Raw genomic sequence first — 18137 nt, 5'->3', positions numbered from 1 at the left:
GTTGGGCATGCTGAGCAAACATTAAAACGACCGACGTCTCATTGTAGCCGCTGCGGTTTTGTGGCTTAAGCAACGTGCTTGGGCTCACCTAGACCCGCGGTTGTTGTGCGTGTTCTTGCAAGGAGTTTGTCGTGCGCGCCTTGAATTGGTTGTCTGGATTTATGGTTTCGGCTGCTATTGCCTTGATTATGTGCGCGCCAGCCTCGGCCTGCGACTTCCAGAAGGGTCCGATCTTCAACCTGATGGAGGAGTGGACAAAGACTTGCAACCATCCTCTGTGCGGGCGCATCCACATCGCAGAAAGCTCCCGATTGAAGGAGCACGCCAAGAATTGCGAATGGAAGGGCTGGATGTCGATGCGGGAGGACGTGCGCGCCACGGTCGTTGCCGGTGGAGTCGTCCTTTTTGGTGAACAGCACGACAATCCGCTCCATCACGAACTGCGCTCGCGCGTGGGGTTCTCGTCTTACGCCTCGGCAGTGTTTGAGCAGATTCCGGCCGACAAGGCGGCGGCGCTCGACGCATTCCTGCAGTCTACTAACTACAACTATAAGAGCGACTCTCTCGAAAAGCTCAAGGCCGCTATCGATTGGGATAAGTCGGGTTGGAACACCTATAACTATGATCCGCTGCTGATAGCCGCGCTGAAAGGGCAGGTACCTTTCTATGCCGGTGACGCCGACCGCGAAACGATCAAGAAGGTCGCCAAGGATGGACCTTCAGCCCTGCCCGATGACGTGAAGACCCGCCTCAAACTGGACGTGGACCTGGGCGAGAAGGCCGACTCCGCGGTGCTCGATGAGCTTTATGAAAGCCACTGCAAGCAGATGCCGCGCGAGACGCTGGGGTCTATGGCGTTTGCACAGCGTTATCGGGATGCCGTTCTTGCCGATGTGGCGCTGATGGCGGTGGAGAAGCGTAGGTCGACCCTGTTGATCGCGGGCAACGAGCACGTGCGCAAGGATCGCGGCGTACCGTGGTACATTCATCAGCGCGCTCCTGAAATGAAGACGCTCTCCATCATGATGATGGAGGTAGAGGATGGGAAAACCGATCCCGAAGCTTATGTGCCGCGCGATGCGGAAGGAAAGCCCGCCGTCGACTACATCATCTTCACACCGCGCGCAGAGCACAAAGATCACTGCGCAGAGATGAAAAAGGACTGATGCGGCCGCAACCGAGCCGAGCTGGCGGCGCTGGGCGTTATGCGCCGCCACCGTACCGCCATAGCGCAGGCCAATTGCGAAGGCATAAGAGTTTAAACCTTTCGCATTTTTTAGGTCGACCCGGTTGATCTTGTGCGTATAACCCACCGGCTAGGTCTTTCGGAGGGTGCCATGCGGCGTCTCGCTTTTACCATTCTGGGGTTTGCGTTTTCGGGGCTACTGAGTGTCCCAGCGTCTGCTTCGGATTGCAGCGCCGATGTATTGACGGCCTTCCAAAAGCAGCGCAGCTCGAAGGTGTTTCGTGTGGCCATGACCCAGCCCTCGGCTGAAGGCGACGTGGAGATGACTGTCGACTACATGCCGCCCGACCGGATGCTGCAGACGGTGAAGTCGCCCGCCATGCCCGGCGAGCAGCAGACCATGCTGGTTGGCAATCACGCCTATGCAGGCACCGATGGAGCCTACGAAGAGCTTCTGCCCCAGTTCACGCAGTCGATCATTGCGGAGTTCAATTCCGCCATGGGCTCCACCGGAAAGGAGATCGGCAGCTTCGAGTGCATGGGAAGGAACAAATTCGAAGGTAAGGACTATCTGGCTTTCCGCGCCCTCGACAAGTCCGCCCCTCCAGAAACGGCCCCAGGCAAGATCCTGGCGCGCACCATCTACGTGGACGAAACGACTGGGCTCCCAGCCTTCAACGTAGTGGCGGCGGCTTCAGGCAAGGATGCGCCGGTCTTGAAGGCCGTCTACAGTTACCCCACTGATGTCGTGATCGAGGCGCCGAAAGGCGCCCCCGTTCAGAAAGTTCGCTGAAGAACGCCTGGGCAGATGACTGCCTGGCCGAATGAGACTTGAATAGGACTTTTGCGCATGCGCCTCCTTTCAGCACTGCTCGCCTCTTTGATCTTCATGACGGGTGCCGCCGTCGCCCAGCAAAATCCGCAGGAGGGCAAGAAGAACGCCAATCCGTGCCGCGACGAGGTCGCAGCCGCACTGCAGAAATTGCGCAATTCGTCGTGGTTCCGGATGGACACGACAATGATCACCGAGAATGGCTTGACCCATATGACGATCGACTACGTGCTGCCCGATCGTATGCATCAGAAAGTCAATGTCGTGGGAAGTACGATCGTGCAAGAGGTGATCCTGATCGGTGACAAGGCCTGGTCCAACGAGGGGCAGGGTTGGCGCATTCTGCCTGCCGATATCACGGGACAGCTCATCAACCAGATGCGCGAGAACGTCCTCACTCCGCAGGAGGATGTCGGCAATTATAGCTGCAAGGGTCGCGTCAATCTCGATGGTAAGGACGTCATGAGCTATAAGCTCGAAGACGAGCCGCCGGAGAATTCGACGAACCCTAGGAATGAAGCTTTCCGCATGTTCTATGTCGACGCGATGACCGGACTGCCGACGCGCAACGCCATCGTCACCAAGGGGCGCGAGGACAAGCCCATCTTCAAGACCAGCTACAGCTTTCCGCTAGATTTGAAGGTGGAAGCTCCCAAGGACGCGAAGCCGTTGGAGCAACCTGCTGCTTCCGGCGCTCCGGCCACGCAGGGGCCAGCAAGCGCGGAGAGTTCACCGCCTGCTGCGCAACCGGCGGCACCTTCGTCGAATGAGGCGCCTAAGGCTCCGTAAGAAGCCAATCGCTTCCTCCGAACACGCGAATGTTATGGCGGCTTCCCCAATCGTACCACTTGGTCGGCGGAGAGCCACCTGCTAGCGTTCCCATCTGAATAAAAAGGATGGCAAGAGGAGACGCACTCATGTCCGATAAGCGTACTGGAAGCTGCATGTGTGGCCAGTTGCACTATGAAGTGCCGCGCGAGATGAAAACGGCAGCGGTCTGCCATTGCCTCATGTGTCAGAAGTCGACGGGCGCAGGTGCGATGACCACCGCAGTTTACGCCGACGAAGACGTCAAGATTACGGGTGACTCAAAGACGTTCACCTATACTTCCGACAATGGACGCCCGGTCACAAACCGCTTCTGTCCGAACTGCGGAACTTCAGTCACGATGGTGACGCCGGCGTTGCCCGGGCTCACTTTGATCCGCGCTGGAACGCTCGACGATTCCACAGGGCTTGAGCCGCAATTCGTGGTTTACAACAAGCGCCGTCCGGCCTGGTCGAGCGACAATCCGAATATTCCTCACTTCCCCGAGATGCCGCCAGCTTAGTTCACTAAATCGAAGCGGCACAATGAGCGTGGCAAGGGCTCTGACGCGCACTTGCGTCTAACAGAATGGATTCACAAACATGAGCACGTCACATACCGGGGGGTGCCTCTGTGGCAAAGTCCGCTACGAGGCTCCCTCTACCATGAAAACCGCTGGCAAGTGCCATTGCACGCAATGCCAGCGCGCAACGGGCACCAGCAACTTCACGGCAGCAGTTTTTGCGCTGGATGATTTTAAGGTGACAGGCGAAACCAAGTCCTACACCTATACCTCGGACGCGGGTAATCCGGTGACGCATCACTTCTGCCCCAACTGCGGCTCGAAGCTTTACATTTCCAATCCTGTCGCCTTCCCGGGTTTGGCGCTTGTCTATGCCGGGACCCTGGATGATTCGACCGACCTGGAGCCGCAGTTCGTGGTTTACGACAAGCGCCGCCCGGCCTGGGACGGAGATCACCCAAATATTCCTCATTTCCCGGAAATGCCGCCAGGTTAGGCTCGGCCGACCCAAGGCTTTGATCGACTTTCAAAAAGGGCAGGGATGGCGACATCCTTGCCCTTTGCGACGGATGGCAGCCCGGGTATAGCCAAACCCATTGCGCTGCAATAGAAGTCTGCCTCGCCATGCCAAAACGCACAGACATCAAGTCGATCCTCATCATCGGCGCCGGCCCGATCGTCATCGGCCAGGCGTGCGAATTCGATTATTCCGGAACGCAAGCCTGCAAGGCCCTCAAGGCCGAGGGCTACCGGATCATTCTGGTCAACTCCAATCCGGCCACGATCATGACGGATCCGGACTTGGCGGATGCGACCTACGTCGAGCCCATCACGCCCGATGTCGTTGCAAAAATCATCGCCAAGGAGCGCCCAGACGCAGTGCTGCCGACGATGGGCGGACAGACTGCACTCAACACTGCGCTCGCCCTGCACAACGCGGGTGTGCTGAAGCAGTACGGTGTGGAGTTGATCGGCGCCAAGGCAGAAGCCATCGACAAGGCGGAAGATCGCAAGCAGTTTCGCGAAGCGATGGAAAAGATCGGTCTGGAAAGCCCGCGCTCGGCCATTGCCTCATCGCCGCCTATTCATAATGCGGAAGGGCAGATCGTCGATTACGACCGCTCGGGCGGCTTCATGGAAGCAATGCGCTTGCTGGAAACGGTTGGTCTGCCGGCGATCATCCGGCCTGCGTTCACGCTCGGAGGGACCGGCGGCGGCGTCGCCTATAACCGCGAGGAATTCGAGCAAATTGCACGCTCGGGCATCGATGCATCTCCGGTCGGCCAGATCCTGATCGACGAGAGCCTGCTGGGCTGGAAGGAATACGAGATGGAAGTCGTCCGCGACAAGGCGGACAACTGCATCATCATCTGTTCGATTGAGAACGTCGATCCGATGGGCGTGCATACGGGCGATTCCATTACGGTCGCACCGGCGTTGACGCTGACTGACAAAGAATATCAGATCATGCGCGACGCCTCGATAGCAGTGCTGCGCGAAATAGGCGTTGAAACGGGCGGATCGAACGTCCAGTTCGCGGTCAATCCCGCCGACGGACGGCTAATCGTCATCGAGATGAACCCGCGCGTGTCACGTTCATCGGCGCTCGCCTCGAAAGCGACGGGCTTCCCTATCGCCAAAGTCGCGGCCAAGCTCGCGGTCGGCTACACGCTCGATGAGTTGGAAAACGACATCACGGGCGGTGCGACGCCGGCTTCCTTCGAGCCCACGATCGATTACGTCGTCACCAAGATCCCGCGCTTTGCATTTGAAAAATTCGCAGGCGCCGACACCACGCTGACGACCGCGATGAAATCGGTCGGCGAAGCTATGGCCATCGGCCGGACCTTCTCCGAAAGCCTGCAGAAGGCCCTCCGCTCCATGGAGACGGGCCTGACGGGGTTTGATGATGTTCACCTGGAAGGTCTTGGACAGGGCGACGACAAGAACGTTGTGCGGGCCGCCGTCTCGCGCCCTTCATCCGATCGCCTGCTGAAGGTCGCCCAGGCGTTCCGACTCGGCTTCAGTGAAGACGAGGTGCATCAATACTCCAAAATCGATCCATGGTTTCTTGCCAGGATCAAGGAGATCGTGGACGAGGAAGCGCGGGTCGTTGCCCACGGTCTTCCGCAGACGGCAACCGGCATGCGCGCTCTCAAAGCGATGGGCTTTTCGGACGCTCGGCTGGCGCGCCTTGCCAAAATGAGTGAAAGCGATGTGCGCAAACTCCGTCGCGATCTGGGTGTGACGCCTGTCTTCAAACGGATCGACACATGCGCGGCAGAATTCGCATCTCCGACCGCCTACATGTACTCGACCTATGAGACGGGTCTGTTCGATGCGCCCGTGTGCGAAGCCGATCCCACGGAGAAGGAAAAGATCGTCATCCTGGGCGGCGGTCCCAACCGCATCGGCCAGGGTATCGAGTTCGACTATTGCTGCTGTCATGCCTGCTTTTCCCTGACGAAGGCCGGCTATGAAACCATCATGGTCAACTGCAATCCCGAAACCGTGTCGACCGATTATGACACTTCGGACCGTCTGTTCTTCGAACCTTTGACGGCCGAGGATGTGCTGGAAGTTATCGGCACCGAAAGTAAACGCGGCAAAGTGAAGGGCGTTATTGTGCAGTTCGGCGGCCAGACGCCGTTGAAGCTGGCAAGCGCACTCGAAGAAGCGGGCGTACCCATCCTCGGTACCTCGCCGGACGCTATCGACCTTGCCGAGGATCGCGACCGGTTCAAGGCTTTGATCGATAAGTTGGGTCTTACACAGCCCGAAAGCGGCATTGCGAAATCACCAGGTGACGCACGCGCCATCGCTGACGCCATCGGTTATCCGGTCGTCATTCGGCCGTCCTACGTGCTTGGTGGCCGAGCGATGGAAATCGTCCACGACGGATCGGAGATTGATCGTTACGTGGCCCGTTTGTCGGTCACACTGGACAGTCCTTCTGAGCTGGTTGTCTCGGCAAAGCGGCCACTTCTGGTCGATCGGTATCTGACTGACGCTGTCGAGGTTGACGTCGACTGTCTTGCCGACGGAAAAGACACGTTCATCGCCGGTATTATGGAGCACATCGAGGAAGCGGGTATCCATTCCGGCGATAGCGCTTGCTCGTTGCCGCCCTATTCGCTGAAACCGGACGTCATCGCCGAACTGGAACGCCAGGCACGCGAGCTGGCAATTGCCCTCAAAGTTGTCGGCCTTATGAATGTCCAGTTCGCGATCAAGGACGCCAAGGTCTATATACTTGAGGTCAACCCTCGCGCATCGCGCACGGTGCCGTTCGTGGCCAAGGTGATCGGCTTGCCGATTGCTTCTATCGCGGCTCAGGTGATGGCGGGCAAACCGCTTGCCTCCTTCAATCTGAAGACACCCAAGTTCGACCATATCGCGGTCAAGGAAGCCGTCTTCCCGTTTGCCCGTTTCCTCGGTGTCGATCCGGTGTTGGGACCTGAGATGCGTTCAACCGGCGAAGTTATGGGTATCGACCGCGACTTCGCCATGGCGTTTGGCAAAAGCCAGCTCGGCGCCGGACAGAAGCTGCCTGCGGGCGGAACGGTTTTCGTGTCGGTAAAGGAGAGCGACAAGAACCGGATTGTCGGTCCGGTGAAGGATCTCGCAGCGATGGGCTTCAAGATCATCGCCACCCGCGGGACCAAGCGCCATCTGGAGGCCAACGGGGTCGTCTGCGAAGTCATCAACAAGGTTCTGGAAGGCCGACCGCATGTCGTGGACGCCATCAAGAACGGCGAGGTTAATCTCGTTTTTAATACAACCGAAGGTGCCAAAGCCTTGGCGGATAGTAAGGACATCCGCCGCTCGGCCTTGCTTCACCACGTGCCGTATTATACAACCCTAGCGGGGGCGGTCGCGGTCACGCGGGCCATTAAGGCGCTGAAATCAGATACGCTTGACGTCGCCCCGTTGCAGGGCTTTGCGTATCGGTAACGGTGCCGGTGGACTCATGTGGCGTTCCGGAAGAATCCGGGTGGGCCGCCGTCTGGCGGGCCCATAGGGGATTCTCCCTGGGCAGCTCTTGTAGTCTAAGCCGGTTGGCTGCATTCCTCAGGTCGATGAGCGTCGAAGTGAGGTGCCGCACAGTGTGTGCGGGCTTTTGAGGAGACGTTGAGAATGTCGATGGATCGGGTTCCAATGACTATCGCGGGCTACAAGAGCCTGGAGGAGGAGCTGCAACGCCTCAAAGCCGTTGAGCGTCCCCGTATCATTGCTGCGATCTCCGAAGCGCGCGCCCATGGCGATCTGTCTGAAAATGCCGAGTACCACGCTGCCAAGGAAGCCCAGGGCCTGAACGAAGCGCGTGTGGCAGAGCTTGAGGACAAGATCTCGCGGGCGGAAGTCATCGATACCTCGAAACTTTCAGGCGAAACGATCAAGTTCGGCGCGACGGTGTCACTTGAGGATGAGGATACCGGCGACAAGGTGAAGTACACGATCGTCGGCGACATGGAAGCTAATCTGCGCGACGGCAAGATCTCGATTTCTTCTCCCATTGCCCGCGCACTTATCGGCAAGTCGAAGGGTGAATCGGTTGAGGTGACGACACCGAAGGGTTCACGCTCGTTCGAGGTGCTCAACGTTGAGTGGAAGTAATCCACGCTCGGCGAGAGCAGGCGTCGACGGATTGGATTGGCGCAAGCCCGACTACAAAAGCTAGACCTCAGAAGGCTCGGTGGCCAAGATCGGCACGCCGCTTTCACGCTTGGCGCGGCGGATCGTGAGGAACGTCTTGACGCTTGCGACGTTGGGAGCGGCGGTCAAGTCGTCGAGGACGAAGGCCTGAAAGGCGGTGAGGTCGCGCGCGACACACTTCAGCATGTAGTCGCTTTCGCCTGATAGCATGTGGGCCTCGCGCACGAGGGGCCACGACAGCAACGCATTCTCAAAAGCACGCAGGTCGGTTTCGGCTTGGTTGTGTAACCGGACCATCGCAAACGCTGTGAGGGTGAACCCGAGCGCATCTTCATCAAGGATTGCGGTATAGCCCGAAATCAGCCCGGCTTCCTCCAGCGCCCGCACGCGGCGCAGACACGGTGGTGCGGACAGTCCAATCCTATTGGCCAAGGCGATGTTGGTGATACGTCCATCGAGCTGGAGCTCTCTAAGTATCCGCCAGTCAATTGCGTCGAGGGTGAGTGCCATCGTCCCTTGTCCATAGTCGATGGTGAGATAATATCACGAAAGCCAATTGCCGTCTTTCTTTTCGATTGTTGCGAGCTTGCGCGGCGGCTTGTCTCTCGACAGCTAGGCCGTCACAACTGAACCAGGGCGGTCCCACGACAAGGAGGGTACACGGGTGGGGAATGGAGCGGCAGGCGTGCTTCGGGGCAAGCGAGCCTGGATCATTTCGGACGGCAAGGCAGGCCACGAGATCCAGATGCTGGGGATCGCCGAGGCCCTTGGCGTTGACGCCCAAATCAAGCCCATCGCTGCACCGGGAAGTCTCTACAAGCTGACCGCACCTTATGGACCACCGCCGGTAGCGGCGCGCTTCGGTGCGCCGGGCGGTCCTTTTTCGCCGCCGTGGCCTGCAATTGCGTTTGCGACAGGGCGCTTGACGACACCCTATATCCGCGCCTTGAAACGCAAAGCCGGGATGCAGACCTTCACCGTGATCTTGCTCGATCCCAAGACGGGGCCGCGCAGTGCAGATCTCTTCTGGGTGCCCGAGCATGATACGCGGCGTGATGCCAATGTCGTGACGACGCTGACGTCGGCACACCGCTACGCACCTGAGCGCATCGCGCAGTTGAGGTCCAAGATGCCGGCGTCCATTGCGGTGTTGCCGACGCCTAGGGTGGCCGTTCTGATCGGCGGGCCGAACGGTGACTATCGGTACGGTCCAGACGAGACGGCGCGTTTGGCTCGCGCACTCGCAGCGCTTGCCCAAAGCGGAGCCGGTTTGATGATCACCGCTTCGCGCAGAACACCTCCGGATCTGCTCAACGCCGTTGATGAGGCGACCAAAACGGGACAACGTTTCTTTTGGCGCGGCGAAGGGCCAAATCCCTATCCATACTTTCTCGCCAGCGCCGACGCATTTGTCGTAACGGCAGACAGCGTGAACATGGTCGGGGAAGCCGCCGCAACGGGACGGCCGATCCATGTCTTCCATCCCGCAGGGGGCAGTTCAAAGTTCGACCGCTTCCACGCAGCATTGAGCGAGAAAGGTATTACTCGGCCGTTCAATGACGGCAGAGGGCTTGAAAGCTGGAATTACGAGCCGCTCGACTCCGCGCGCAACATCGCCTGTGAAATCGAGCGCCGCTATGCCGCGCGGTTGAAAATGATCCCTGGCCTTTGTCAGGGCGGCGGGTGCGAGTGATGCAAGCGCGGACGCGGCTGGCGATTGAATTTGCGCTTCTGTTTATTGCAGCTCCGGTCCTTATGCGCATTGCTATGTTCGATTTCGGAGTTCCACTGTTTTGGGCGCTAGGGCCTGTGCTTGGCGTGTTTGCGGCGCTTGCCGCTTTTGACAAAACGTTCAACGTGCGTGAGAGCCTGCTTGCACCGATGCCGTCAGGAACGGTTCGTTCAATTGCGATCCTGTTTGCCGTGGGCGTGCCGGTGGTGCTTGCTGCGGTGTGGATGTTTTTGCCCGATCAGCTTTTCAACCTGCCGCGCGAGCGAACGAAACTCTGGCTGAAGATGATCGTGCTCTATCCCTTTACGTCCGTGCTGGCGCAGGAGTTCATCTACCGGGTTTTTTTCTTTCATCGCTACGCGCGGTTGTTTTCACGGCCAGAGGTGATGATCGCGACAAGCGCTCTCGTGTTTGCATTGTCCCACGTCATATTCCGCAATCACATCGCCGTGCTTCTCAGTCTTGTTGGCGGAGCACTGTTTGCATGGCGCTATTGGCGGACACGCTCATTTTGCGCCGTGTGGATCGAGCATACGCTATGGGGTTGGTTGCTGTTTACGTGCGGATTGGGCGTTTACTTCTTTGCCAATTCGAAGAACCCCGCATGGGGCTAGTTAGCTAGCGCCGTTTCTCCTGCATGGATTCAAGCTGCAGCTGTTGGATCTCGGCCAACCGTTGCCACTGCTTGGAGATCAAGTGGTCCATCTTTTCGTGCAAATGGCGGATTTCCAGTTCCGCCTTCAAGTTCACCTGGTAGTCGTTGAGTGAGCGCAAGCGATCCTTTGCCTCCTGCCGCTTTTGGCTCATCATAATGATCGGAGCCTGGACCGCCGCGATTGTCGACAGGATCAAGTTGAGCAGGATGAAGGGATAGGAGTCGAACGCCTTTTGGTCACCGGCGAAGGCATTGTAGCTCATCCAGCCGGCCAGAAAGAGCGCGAATACGATGAGGAACATCCAGCTTCCACCGAAGGCTGCCAGCTCATCGGACATCCACTCGCCGAAGGTGCGATCCTCCTCATATTCGGCCTCGATATTTTCAGCGAGCGTATCGTGCGATGCGAGACTGTCGGCAACGCGCCGATCGATCTCGGAGATATCGCCGTTCTCTTCCTTGAGCAGCTCCTCAACATATTTTACACGATAAAGGTCAAGGACGCGCCGCGAGATCATCGCGTCGGTGGGCAGATCGGGATAGTCATTGCGAATACGCTCGGCCAGGCTGGGCCGCACCGTTTCGATGTTTATCATCTCCTTTCTCGGCCGGTTCTTTCCCGTAATAGCGCAACGGATGCGCTCTTTTGCAGGCCGCTCTGCATTGGAGGCGGAGGGGGAGGCGTTTGGATCGACCATGGGCATCTCCGGTAATTTCCAAGGGCCGTTGAGGGGGCGGAAGAAACCGCCGATATGCGCCTCACATAGTCGGTCACGCGGTGTCCGGAAAGGGCGGAATGTGCCTCGGAAGCAGGCGGTTGGCCATTATGAGATTACCGAATTGTGAGGCGGGAAGCCTCAGTGTCGCTTCGCCCCGGAGGTGGTGTGCCGCTGCGGGTTGAGGTGGCTGGGGGAATGGGCTAGAAACCGGCCAAATCACGTCATTGCCGAACTTGAAAAGGAGAGGCGCCCTCCATGGCCGCAGCCCACCAGTACGTTTATCATATGCACAAGCTCTCCAAGACCTATCCGGGGGGCAAGACGGTTCTCAAGGACATCTCGTTGTCGTTTCTGCCCGGCGCCAAGATCGGCGTCGTGGGTTTGAACGGCGCGGGCAAGTCAACCCTGCTGAAGATCATGTCAGGGCGCATCGACGACTTCGTTGGTGAGGCCTGGGCAGCCGACGGCATTAAGGTCGGCTATCTGCCACAGGAGCCGGAACTCGATCCCGATAAGGACGTGCTCGGCAACGCCATGGAAGGCGTTGGCGAGAAGAAAGCGATCCTCGACCGTTACAACGAGATCGCGGCCAATTATTCCGAAGAGACCGCGGATGAGATGACCGCGCTTCAGGATCAGATCGATGCCCAAGACCTGTGGGATCTGGATAGCCAGGTTGAGCAGGCGCTCGACGCATTGCGCTGCCCGCCCGGAGACGCGGACGTCGCAAAACTCTCCGGCGGTGAAAAGCGTCGCGTGGCGCTGACGCGCCTTCTGCTCTCCAAGCCCGACATCCTCTTGCTCGACGAACCGACCAACCACCTCGATGCGGAGTCGGTGGCGTGGTTGGAGCGCTATCTCAAAGAATACCCAGGCTGCGTTATTCTCGTAACGCACGACCGCTACTTCCTCGACAACATCACCGAGTGGACACTCGAACTCGATCGCGGCCAAGGCGTGCCCTACAAGGGCAACTACTCCAGCTGGCTGGAGCAGAAAGCCAAGCGCGAGGCCACCGAGAAATCTCAGGAAGAAAGCAAGCAGAAGGCGCTGTCGCGCGAGTTGGAATGGATCCGCGCCTCACCGAAGGCACGGCAGGCGAAATCCAAGGCGCGCATCACGGCTTATGAAAAGCTCGCCGAGGAAGCCGGCCGGGAAGAAACGGGTCGGGCAACTATCCAGATCGCGACTGGGCCCCGTCTTGGCGGCGTGGTGATCGAGGTTGATAACCTGTCCAAGGGCTTTAACGATCGCCTTTTGATCGACGGCTTGTCGTTCAAGTTGCCGCCGGGCGGCATCGTCGGCGTCATCGGACCCAACGGTGCGGGTAAGACGACGCTCTTCAAAATGCTCACGGGCCAGGAGAAGCCAGACAAGGGATCGATCCGTCTGGGCGAGACGGTCAAGATCTCATACGTCGACCAGTCGCGCGCGCATCTCGACGATAAGAAGACCGTTTGGGAAGAAATCTCAGGCGGTCTCGATCAGCTTTCGCTGGGGGGTAAGAAGGAAGTTCCTTCACGCGCCTACTGCGGCTGGTTCAACTTCAAGGGACCCGATCAGCAAAAGAAGGTTGGCATGTTGTCGGGCGGCGAACGCAATCGCGTCCATCTCGCCAAGCTGCTCAAGGAAGGCGGCAACCTGTTGCTTCTCGACGAACCGACCAACGATCTCGACACTGAAACTCTTTCGGCCCTCGAAGCTGCTCTGGAAGATTTCCCAGGTTGTGCCGTGGTGATTTCACATGACCGCTTTTTCCTCGACCGTCTCGCGACCCACATCCTGGCATTCGAAGGCGACAGCCACGTCGAATGGTTCGAAGGCAATTTCGCCGACTACGAGGAAGACAAGAAGCGCCGCTTGGGTGACGCTGCCGTAGAGCCGCATCGCATCAAGTTCAAGAAATTCGAGAGGTGAATAAGCCCAAAGCTCTAGCTGTCAGCTCAAAGAATCGCACTAGAGACGCCACAACGGCTTCACCGGCTTTGGAGGCGAATGATGTGGCGAATTTGGGCTAAGGCTTTAGGCGAAAAGAGCGGCACGACCGATGGAGAGGCCGATAAGATTGCGGTGATCCGCAGTCTTATCGTGCTGTGCTACCTCGTGACGAACGGCTTTATTATTGCCGGTATCATTCGGCACTGGTGAAAGCCGTCATCGCTCACAAGGTGAGGGCCCTAGCCTTTGTCGCTGTCGTTGAGCACAGGTAACCCCCTGGCCGCGGCGCCCGACATCGAAAGTTCGAGCTTCTTATTCTCGGGGCCTGCGGTTGCAATTTGGGACGGCTTGATCGCGACGACCTCGGCGTTCAGTCCCGCAGGACCACCTGTTGTAACTTGAATCTCCGTGACGCGACCGTCCCCATCGGCCTTGATGCGATTGATCTCTCCGACACGAATGCCGTCGACGCCATAGACAGGCTTGCCGATCTTCAACTCTTTGACAGTGATGGGGGTTTGTTCGGCGTTTTGCGCGAAGACTGGCGGGGAAGCGCCGAACGATGCGCCAAAGGCAGCGACCGGGACGATGATCATAGCTTTCTTCATGGCAGAACTCCTTGAACGCGCGGCGGCAGGCTCTCGCGAGTTGAAGTCTGCGTCAGCGCGCCACGCGCGAGTGCCGGTCTGATAGGTATTCAAACGCTCCTTGGAGCGGATGGTTCGGTGGCAGCGACAATCGACGCGCAAACCAAACAAAAAAGCCGCCGGCCCTAAGGGCGGCGGCTTTTGCTTGAAACGTTGTCTTGCCTGTTGGCTGTCAGCCCTGACCGTCATCCAGGATAGGGAGTTTCTTGGCGTCGGCGGCGCTTATCGATACCTTCACCGGTTTGCCGCCAGCGGTGATCATGCTGGCTGGAATTGCCACGACCTTGGCGCCAAGTCCCGCTGGGCCGCCTGCGGTCACGTGGATCTCGCTGACCTTGCCCGATGCGTCAGACGTGACGCGGTTGATTTCGCCAATCTGTACGCCGTCGGACGCCATAACCGGTGTCCCAATAGCGAGGTCGTCTGCGGAAAGTTCGGTCGATGCCGCCGGCGCAGCCGGTGCTTCTGCCGTGCCAGCCGGGGCTGCTTCTTCTGTTGCAGGTGAGGCCGCTGCGTCGGCGGGAGCTTCCGCTGGAGCGTCGGCTGCGGGGGCCGCGTCGCTCGCCGCGGCGTCTGCCCCACCGTCAGTTGCGGCTGCGTCGGGTGAAGCTGGTGCTTCCTCCGCAGCGGGCGCTGCGGCGGGATCATCTGCCGGGGCTGCCGCGTCGGCGGCGGGCTGTTCCGTCGCGGCCGGATCGGCTGCCGGTGCATCGTCGGCTGCAAACGCGGTGGTGAGCGACAACGCGAGGATCGCGGCAGCCGCTACCGGCGCGACCTTCGATCTGGAATACGTCATGAGGTTCTCCCTACTGGCCTCTTGGTAGAATCAATTGGGCGCCAGTTGTGTCCAAAACTGTGACGACAAACAGGCCGTTTCCAAGGATGCCCCGAGCAACCTCGTGCGGCAAATACCACCTTGGCAAGGGGGTAAGTGAGCGCCTGCGGCGAAGGCCCCTGACGGCTAGATCCGCTTTTGGCGTACTGCGCGGGCACACTATCTCACGGCCGACATGAGAGAATCTGCCCATTTTGAAAGACTGCCGAGAATAGCGCCGAGCGCACCTGTGCCATTGCCGCGGCGCGACTTTGCTGATCTGCACCAAGGAGCGGAGAGACTTTAGGACGTTGCTTAGGCGCCACGCTCGATATTTCTCTTCGCGCAAGCCGGGATTTTGCCGGCCATTGAGGTCGGCAGGCGAGGGGCCGGGCAAAAGCAAAGCGCCCCGGAGAGGCTCCGAGGCGCTTGTCATAAATCCGTTGGGGCCGGCCTGCTGGCTATGACCGGTTCAGTGCCAGAATGAGAGCGCGGGGATTGTTTCCGTTCTCTGAGATATAATTCTGGAACAGCGTGTCGAGGAACGATGTCATCCAAAAGCCGACGACCTGGGCATCGCGAACTTTGTAGGCATTGCCACGGCGGACGATCTTCCAGCGGATGTCGTAGCTTTCACCCGTCCGCAATGTGATGCGGCTATCTACCGTTGCGCCACCAACGGTCTCCTCGCCCTGTCCGATGACCACGGCCGAGGCGACCATGTATTTGGGTGCTTCCTTCGCTGCGTAGTTCGAAATGAAGCGGATCATGCCGTTATAGTAGGCCGGACGATCAGCTTTAGGTAACGTACGTGCATGTTCACCCAATGCCGTCAATCCGATCGAGGGCACGTCCATATGCTTGCGCAGGACGTTGGAGAATGCCGTTGACGAACCGGAGCGCTGCGCTGCCATCAACTCATTCTGGACGCGCTGCATATAAGCAGCTGGCGTTTCTGCGCGCGCTGCGCCGACAGACATGAATGCTGCCGCGAAAGTCGCGAGTGCAAGGAAGGCAAAACGGTGGAAGCGCATCGTGGTAGTCATCCCCAGTGAACCAATTTTCATCACGCCAAAACTCCTCGATGCAAACCAGCCTGTCGGCAGATCGCTCGTATTCTTTTTGCGAAAAACGTCCGAGGACGGTTACAATTCCCTCTCGCCTGGACATTCGCATCTTTGCCCCGGACACAATGCTTGTGCAACCCTCTGTCATAGGTAAGCCCGAGGCGCGTTGACGCCAGTTGGCAGGCCAATATCGGCAAAAGAATGCTCGGCACGCCTCTTGTCAGATCCAAGCCGGCCAGGCAGCGCACTTTTGTGTGCGTGGCGTGCCCGCCATCACGGCGGCCGCGCATATCCAAAGAGGCTCGAGGGCCCGTTCCTGCAAATTCGGCTCGGCAATCCATCTGACTAGGGCAATCCAGGGTCAAAATCGGAAAGAACTTTCGGAAAAAACAGTAGGCTCGACTTGGTTAATGGCGCGTTGCCAACTGTCCCGGCTCATGGCGGAAGCGATTTTCCCACTCCCCCGGCGACCCTGCCCGCAATTGCGCTTGACACATAAACATATCTTTATATCTATGCGTCATGGACACAAACGCCCACCTATCCACCCCAGACTTGGTCAATGCCATGAAGGCGGCGGCGGAGCCGACCCGGTTGCGCATCCTGCTGCTGCTTCAGGCGGGCGAGCTCAATGTCAAAGACCTGACTTTGATCCTCGGCCAAAGCCAGCCCCGCATCTCGCGCCATCTTAAGCTGATGGTTGAAGCCGGGCTTATCGAGCGGTTCCGCGAGGGCAGTTGGGTCTATTTCCACATTTCAGATCGCGCGCCCGGCGGCCGCCTTGCTCTGAGGCTGTTGGCCGACATTGATCCCGCTGACGCGAACGCCCGCCGCGACCGTGAGCGGGCAGAAGCCCTCAAACGGGATCGCGAAGCTGCAGCTCAGAAATTCTTTGAAGCGCACGCCGCCGATTGGGATCGCATCCGCGCGCTCCACGTTTCCGAAAGCGATGTTGAAGCGGCGATGCTGAATGCGTTGGGAGCGGGTCCCTTCTCGTTTTTGGTCGATTTGGGCACCGGTACGGGCCGCGTTCTGGAGCTGTTGGGAGAGCGCTACACGCGCGGCCTTGGCATCGACGTAAACCAGGCAATGTTGACCTACGCTCGCGCGCGCCTTTCGAAGTCGGGCAATGCTTCGGCACAAGTACGCCACGGCGACATCTATGCGCTATCGCTGGCGGATCAGTCCGCTGATGCCATTGTGATGCATCAGGTCTTGCACTTTCTCTCCGATCCCGCGCTCGCAATTCGCGAGTCTGCTCGTGTTCTCAAGCCGGGCGGGAAGATGCTGATTGTAGATTTCGCACCGCATACGCTGGAATTCCTGCGCGATCAGGAAGCACATGAGCGCCTCGGGTTTGCGCGTGCGCAGGTCACGCAATGGATGGAGGCTGCCGGGCTGATCGCGCGGAGCTATCAGCAACTGGCACCCAGCGAGGATGAGAAGACGAAAAAGCTGACGGTGTCGATCTGGCTGGGAGAACGTTCCGGCGATGCCGATAGGCACACACATAAGGCCGGCGGCCAGAGAACCGACACGCGTTTGGAGGAAGCCCGATAATGGCAGAGTCAAAAGAAAGAAGAAGCCGCTTGCTCGGTACGGGCGACATTGATGTTTCGTTCGAATTCTTCCCGCCCAAATCTGATAAGATGGAAGAGCAGCTTTGGGCTGCCATTTCGCGATTGGCGCCACTTGCGCCGGAATTCGTGTCGGTGACATACGGCGCGGGCGGCTCCACGCGCGAGCGCACCCATGCCACGGTTTCGCGCATTATTCGAGAGACCGGATTGCGACCGGCCGCGCATCTCACCTGCGTCGATGCGACGAAGGAGGAGGTGAATGAGGTAGCGCGTGCCTATTGGGCAGCCGGTGTGCGCCACATCGTTGCTTTGCGCGGCGATCCCGTTGGAGGCGTCGGCACGCACTATGAGCCGCATGGGGGAGGCTATGCAAACGCTGCCGATCTTGTAGCGGGCCTGAAGAAGATCGCGGGCTTTGAGATTTCCGTTGCCGGGTATCCTGAGAAGCATCCTGAAAGCGTTACGCTCGCCGCCGACATGGATAATCTGAAGGCCAAGGTCGATGCCGGAGCGGATCGGATCATCACGCAGTTTGGCTTCGACAATACCCACTTTCTGCGGTTCCTTGAGCGCGCGCGCGCTGCGGGAATTTGGATCCCGATTATTCCGGGGCTTGTGCCCATTCACAACTTTCGACAGGTCGCGGGCTTTGCCGTACGCGCGGGCGCCACGGTGCCTGCGTGGCTGGCGCGGCGCTTCGAAGGCATCGAGGACGACGAGCGCACCACGCATCTGGTGGCAGCGGCAGTCGCAACCGAGCAGGCGATGCAGCTTGTCGATGAAGGTATCAAGTCATTCCACTTTTACACGCTGAACCGAGCTGACCTCGTTTACGCGATCTGTCACCTGCTGGGTCTTCGGCCTTTAAAGGTGGCGCCGTTGGAGAAGAAGCAGGCTGCGGGCTGACACATCTGGCTCCGCGCAAGCGGAGTCGGAAGGCGCAATTAAAGAAAGCAGGAGGGCCGCGCCACCGAGCCGCA

Annotated in this window: 18 protein-coding genes; 13 read left to right on the top strand and 5 right to left on the bottom strand. The window is 59.0% G+C overall.

Annotated elements, in window-relative coordinates:
* Window positions 1-131 precede the first annotated feature (131 nt).
* The 7 genes from R3D51_18395 to greA all read left to right on the top strand — a co-directional run bounded on the left by R3D51_18395 (window position 132) and on the right by greA (window position 7966).
* On the top strand, window positions 132-1166 hold the full coding sequence (locus R3D51_18395; GenBank protein MEZ5901453.1) for a ChaN family lipoprotein: 1035 nt from the start codon (window positions 132-134) through the stop codon (window positions 1164-1166).
* Between the two features lie 171 nt (window positions 1167-1337).
* On the top strand, window positions 1338-1979 hold the full coding sequence (locus R3D51_18390; protein ID MEZ5901452.1) for a hypothetical protein: 642 nt from the start codon (window positions 1338-1340) through the stop codon (window positions 1977-1979).
* 57 nt (window positions 1980-2036) lie between these two features.
* The gene (locus tag R3D51_18385) at window positions 2037-2807 is read left to right on the top strand and encodes a hypothetical protein (protein ID MEZ5901451.1); all 771 of its coding nucleotides are present in this window, start codon (window positions 2037-2039) and stop codon (window positions 2805-2807) included.
* Between the two features lie 128 nt (window positions 2808-2935).
* On the top strand, window positions 2936-3349 hold the full coding sequence (locus R3D51_18380; protein ID MEZ5901450.1) for a GFA family protein: 414 nt from the start codon (window positions 2936-2938) through the stop codon (window positions 3347-3349).
* A gap of 79 nt (window positions 3350-3428) precedes the next feature.
* Window positions 3429-3845, top strand: coding sequence for a GFA family protein (locus tag R3D51_18375; protein MEZ5901449.1), 417 nt, complete (start codon window positions 3429-3431; stop codon window positions 3843-3845).
* A gap of 128 nt (window positions 3846-3973) precedes the next feature.
* Entirely contained in the window at window positions 3974-7303 is a 3330-nt protein-coding gene (gene carB / locus R3D51_18370; protein MEZ5901448.1) for a carbamoyl-phosphate synthase large subunit, read from the top strand.
* Between the two features lie 189 nt (window positions 7304-7492).
* Window positions 7493-7966: a transcription elongation factor GreA gene (greA, locus tag R3D51_18365; GenBank protein ID MEZ5901447.1), complete on the top strand. Its 474-nt coding sequence runs from the start codon at window positions 7493-7495 to the stop codon at window positions 7964-7966.
* Between the two features lie 60 nt (window positions 7967-8026).
* On the opposite strand, the gene R3D51_18360 is transcribed toward greA, so the two are convergent.
* Window positions 8027-8515 (bottom strand): Lrp/AsnC family transcriptional regulator, encoded by a 489-nt coding sequence (locus tag R3D51_18360; GenBank protein MEZ5901446.1) that lies wholly within the window; start codon window positions 8513-8515, stop codon window positions 8027-8029.
* A gap of 175 nt (window positions 8516-8690) precedes the next feature.
* Between R3D51_18360 and R3D51_18355 the strand changes: the two genes are divergently transcribed.
* Entirely contained in the window at window positions 8691-9698 is a 1008-nt protein-coding gene (locus tag R3D51_18355; protein ID MEZ5901445.1) for a mitochondrial fission ELM1 family protein, read from the top strand.
* Complete coding sequence (locus R3D51_18350; GenBank protein MEZ5901444.1) at window positions 9698-10351, top strand: CPBP family intramembrane glutamic endopeptidase; 654 nt, start codon at window positions 9698-9700, stop codon at window positions 10349-10351. The genes R3D51_18355 and R3D51_18350 overlap by 1 nt, the downstream gene beginning before the upstream one ends.
* A gap of 4 nt (window positions 10352-10355) precedes the next feature.
* Here R3D51_18350 and R3D51_18345 read toward each other — a convergent pair whose 3' ends face one another.
* Window positions 10356-10988, bottom strand: a complete 633-nt coding sequence (locus R3D51_18345; GenBank protein MEZ5901443.1) for a DUF1003 domain-containing protein — start codon at window positions 10986-10988, stop codon at window positions 10356-10358.
* A 378-nt stretch (window positions 10989-11366) separates the two neighbouring features.
* On the opposite strand from R3D51_18345, the gene ettA reads away from it, so the two are divergent.
* Together ettA and R3D51_18335 are read left to right on the top strand one after the other, a co-directional pair.
* Window positions 11367-13028, top strand: coding sequence for an energy-dependent translational throttle protein EttA (gene ettA / locus R3D51_18340; protein ID MEZ5901442.1), 1662 nt, complete (start codon window positions 11367-11369; stop codon window positions 13026-13028).
* A 78-nt stretch (window positions 13029-13106) separates the two neighbouring features.
* Entirely contained in the window at window positions 13107-13259 is a 153-nt protein-coding gene (locus tag R3D51_18335) for a hypothetical protein (GenBank protein MEZ5901441.1), read from the top strand.
* A 29-nt stretch (window positions 13260-13288) separates the two neighbouring features.
* Here R3D51_18335 and R3D51_18330 read toward each other — a convergent pair whose 3' ends face one another.
* The 3 genes from R3D51_18330 to R3D51_18320 form a co-directional block, all read right to left on the bottom strand.
* Window positions 13289-13657 carry a PRC-barrel domain-containing protein gene (locus tag R3D51_18330; protein ID MEZ5901440.1) on the bottom strand — a complete coding sequence of 123 codons (369 nt, stop codon included), beginning with the start codon at window positions 13655-13657 and terminating at the stop codon, window positions 13289-13291.
* A gap of 211 nt (window positions 13658-13868) precedes the next feature.
* Entirely contained in the window at window positions 13869-14492 is a 624-nt protein-coding gene (locus R3D51_18325) for a PRC-barrel domain-containing protein (protein MEZ5901439.1), read from the bottom strand.
* 479 nt (window positions 14493-14971) lie between these two features.
* On the bottom strand, window positions 14972-15577 hold the full coding sequence (locus R3D51_18320; GenBank protein MEZ5901438.1) for an ABC transporter substrate-binding protein: 606 nt from the start codon (window positions 15575-15577) through the stop codon (window positions 14972-14974).
* A gap of 567 nt (window positions 15578-16144) precedes the next feature.
* Here R3D51_18320 and R3D51_18315 point away from each other — a divergent pair.
* Both R3D51_18315 and metF read left to right on the top strand, forming a co-directional pair.
* The gene (locus R3D51_18315) at window positions 16145-17137 is read left to right on the top strand and encodes a metalloregulator ArsR/SmtB family transcription factor (GenBank protein MEZ5901437.1); all 993 of its coding nucleotides are present in this window, start codon (window positions 16145-16147) and stop codon (window positions 17135-17137) included.
* On the top strand, window positions 17137-18063 hold the full coding sequence (gene metF / locus R3D51_18310) for a methylenetetrahydrofolate reductase [NAD(P)H] (GenBank protein ID MEZ5901436.1): 927 nt from the start codon (window positions 17137-17139) through the stop codon (window positions 18061-18063). Before R3D51_18315 ends, metF begins: the two co-directional genes overlap by 1 nt.
* Window positions 18064-18137: the final 74 nt, after the last annotated feature.

The organism is Hyphomicrobiaceae bacterium (genome assembly GCA_041397645.1).
In the GTDB taxonomy this organism is placed as follows: Bacteria; Pseudomonadota; Alphaproteobacteria; order Rhizobiales; family Hyphomicrobiaceae; genus Hyphomicrobium_B.
Note: the sequence above shows the minus strand (reverse complement) of the source record. Positions and strands in the feature narration are given on the sequence as shown.

What these genes read in the sequence shown, in the direction of transcription:
- R3D51_18390 (MEZ5901452.1), top strand. Translation starts at nt 1,338, where the DNA reads ATGCGGCGTCTCGCTTTTACCATTCTGGGGTTTGCGTTTTCGGGGCTA.
- R3D51_18385 (MEZ5901451.1), top strand. Translation starts at nt 2,037, where the DNA reads ATGCGCCTCCTTTCAGCACTGCTCGCCTCTTTGATCTTCATGACGGGT.
- R3D51_18380 (MEZ5901450.1), top strand. Translation starts at nt 2,936, where the DNA reads ATGTCCGATAAGCGTACTGGAAGCTGCATGTGTGGCCAGTTGCACTAT.
- R3D51_18375 (MEZ5901449.1), top strand. Translation starts at nt 3,429, where the DNA reads ATGAGCACGTCACATACCGGGGGGTGCCTCTGTGGCAAAGTCCGCTAC.
- carB (MEZ5901448.1), top strand. Translation starts at nt 3,974, where the DNA reads ATGCCAAAACGCACAGACATCAAGTCGATCCTCATCATCGGCGCCGGC.
- greA (MEZ5901447.1), top strand. Translation starts at nt 7,493, where the DNA reads ATGGATCGGGTTCCAATGACTATCGCGGGCTACAAGAGCCTGGAGGAG.
- R3D51_18360 (MEZ5901446.1), bottom strand. Translation starts at nt 8,515, where the DNA reads ATGGCACTCACCCTCGACGCAATTGACTGGCGGATACTTAGAGAGCTC.
- R3D51_18350 (MEZ5901444.1), top strand. Translation starts at nt 9,698, where the DNA reads ATGCAAGCGCGGACGCGGCTGGCGATTGAATTTGCGCTTCTGTTTATT.
- R3D51_18345 (MEZ5901443.1), bottom strand. Translation starts at nt 10,988, where the DNA reads ATGATAAACATCGAAACGGTGCGGCCCAGCCTGGCCGAGCGTATTCGC.
- ettA (MEZ5901442.1), top strand. Translation starts at nt 11,367, where the DNA reads ATGGCCGCAGCCCACCAGTACGTTTATCATATGCACAAGCTCTCCAAG.
- R3D51_18335 (MEZ5901441.1), top strand. Translation starts at nt 13,107, where the DNA reads ATGATGTGGCGAATTTGGGCTAAGGCTTTAGGCGAAAAGAGCGGCACG.
- R3D51_18330 (MEZ5901440.1), bottom strand. Translation starts at nt 13,657, where the DNA reads ATGAAGAAAGCTATGATCATCGTCCCGGTCGCTGCCTTTGGCGCATCG.
- R3D51_18325 (MEZ5901439.1), bottom strand. Translation starts at nt 14,492, where the DNA reads ATGACGTATTCCAGATCGAAGGTCGCGCCGGTAGCGGCTGCCGCGATC.
- R3D51_18320 (MEZ5901438.1), bottom strand. Translation starts at nt 15,577, where the DNA reads ATGAAAATTGGTTCACTGGGGATGACTACCACGATGCGCTTCCACCGT.
- R3D51_18315 (MEZ5901437.1), top strand. Translation starts at nt 16,145, where the DNA reads ATGAAGGCGGCGGCGGAGCCGACCCGGTTGCGCATCCTGCTGCTGCTT.
- metF (MEZ5901436.1), top strand. Translation starts at nt 17,137, where the DNA reads ATGGCAGAGTCAAAAGAAAGAAGAAGCCGCTTGCTCGGTACGGGCGAC.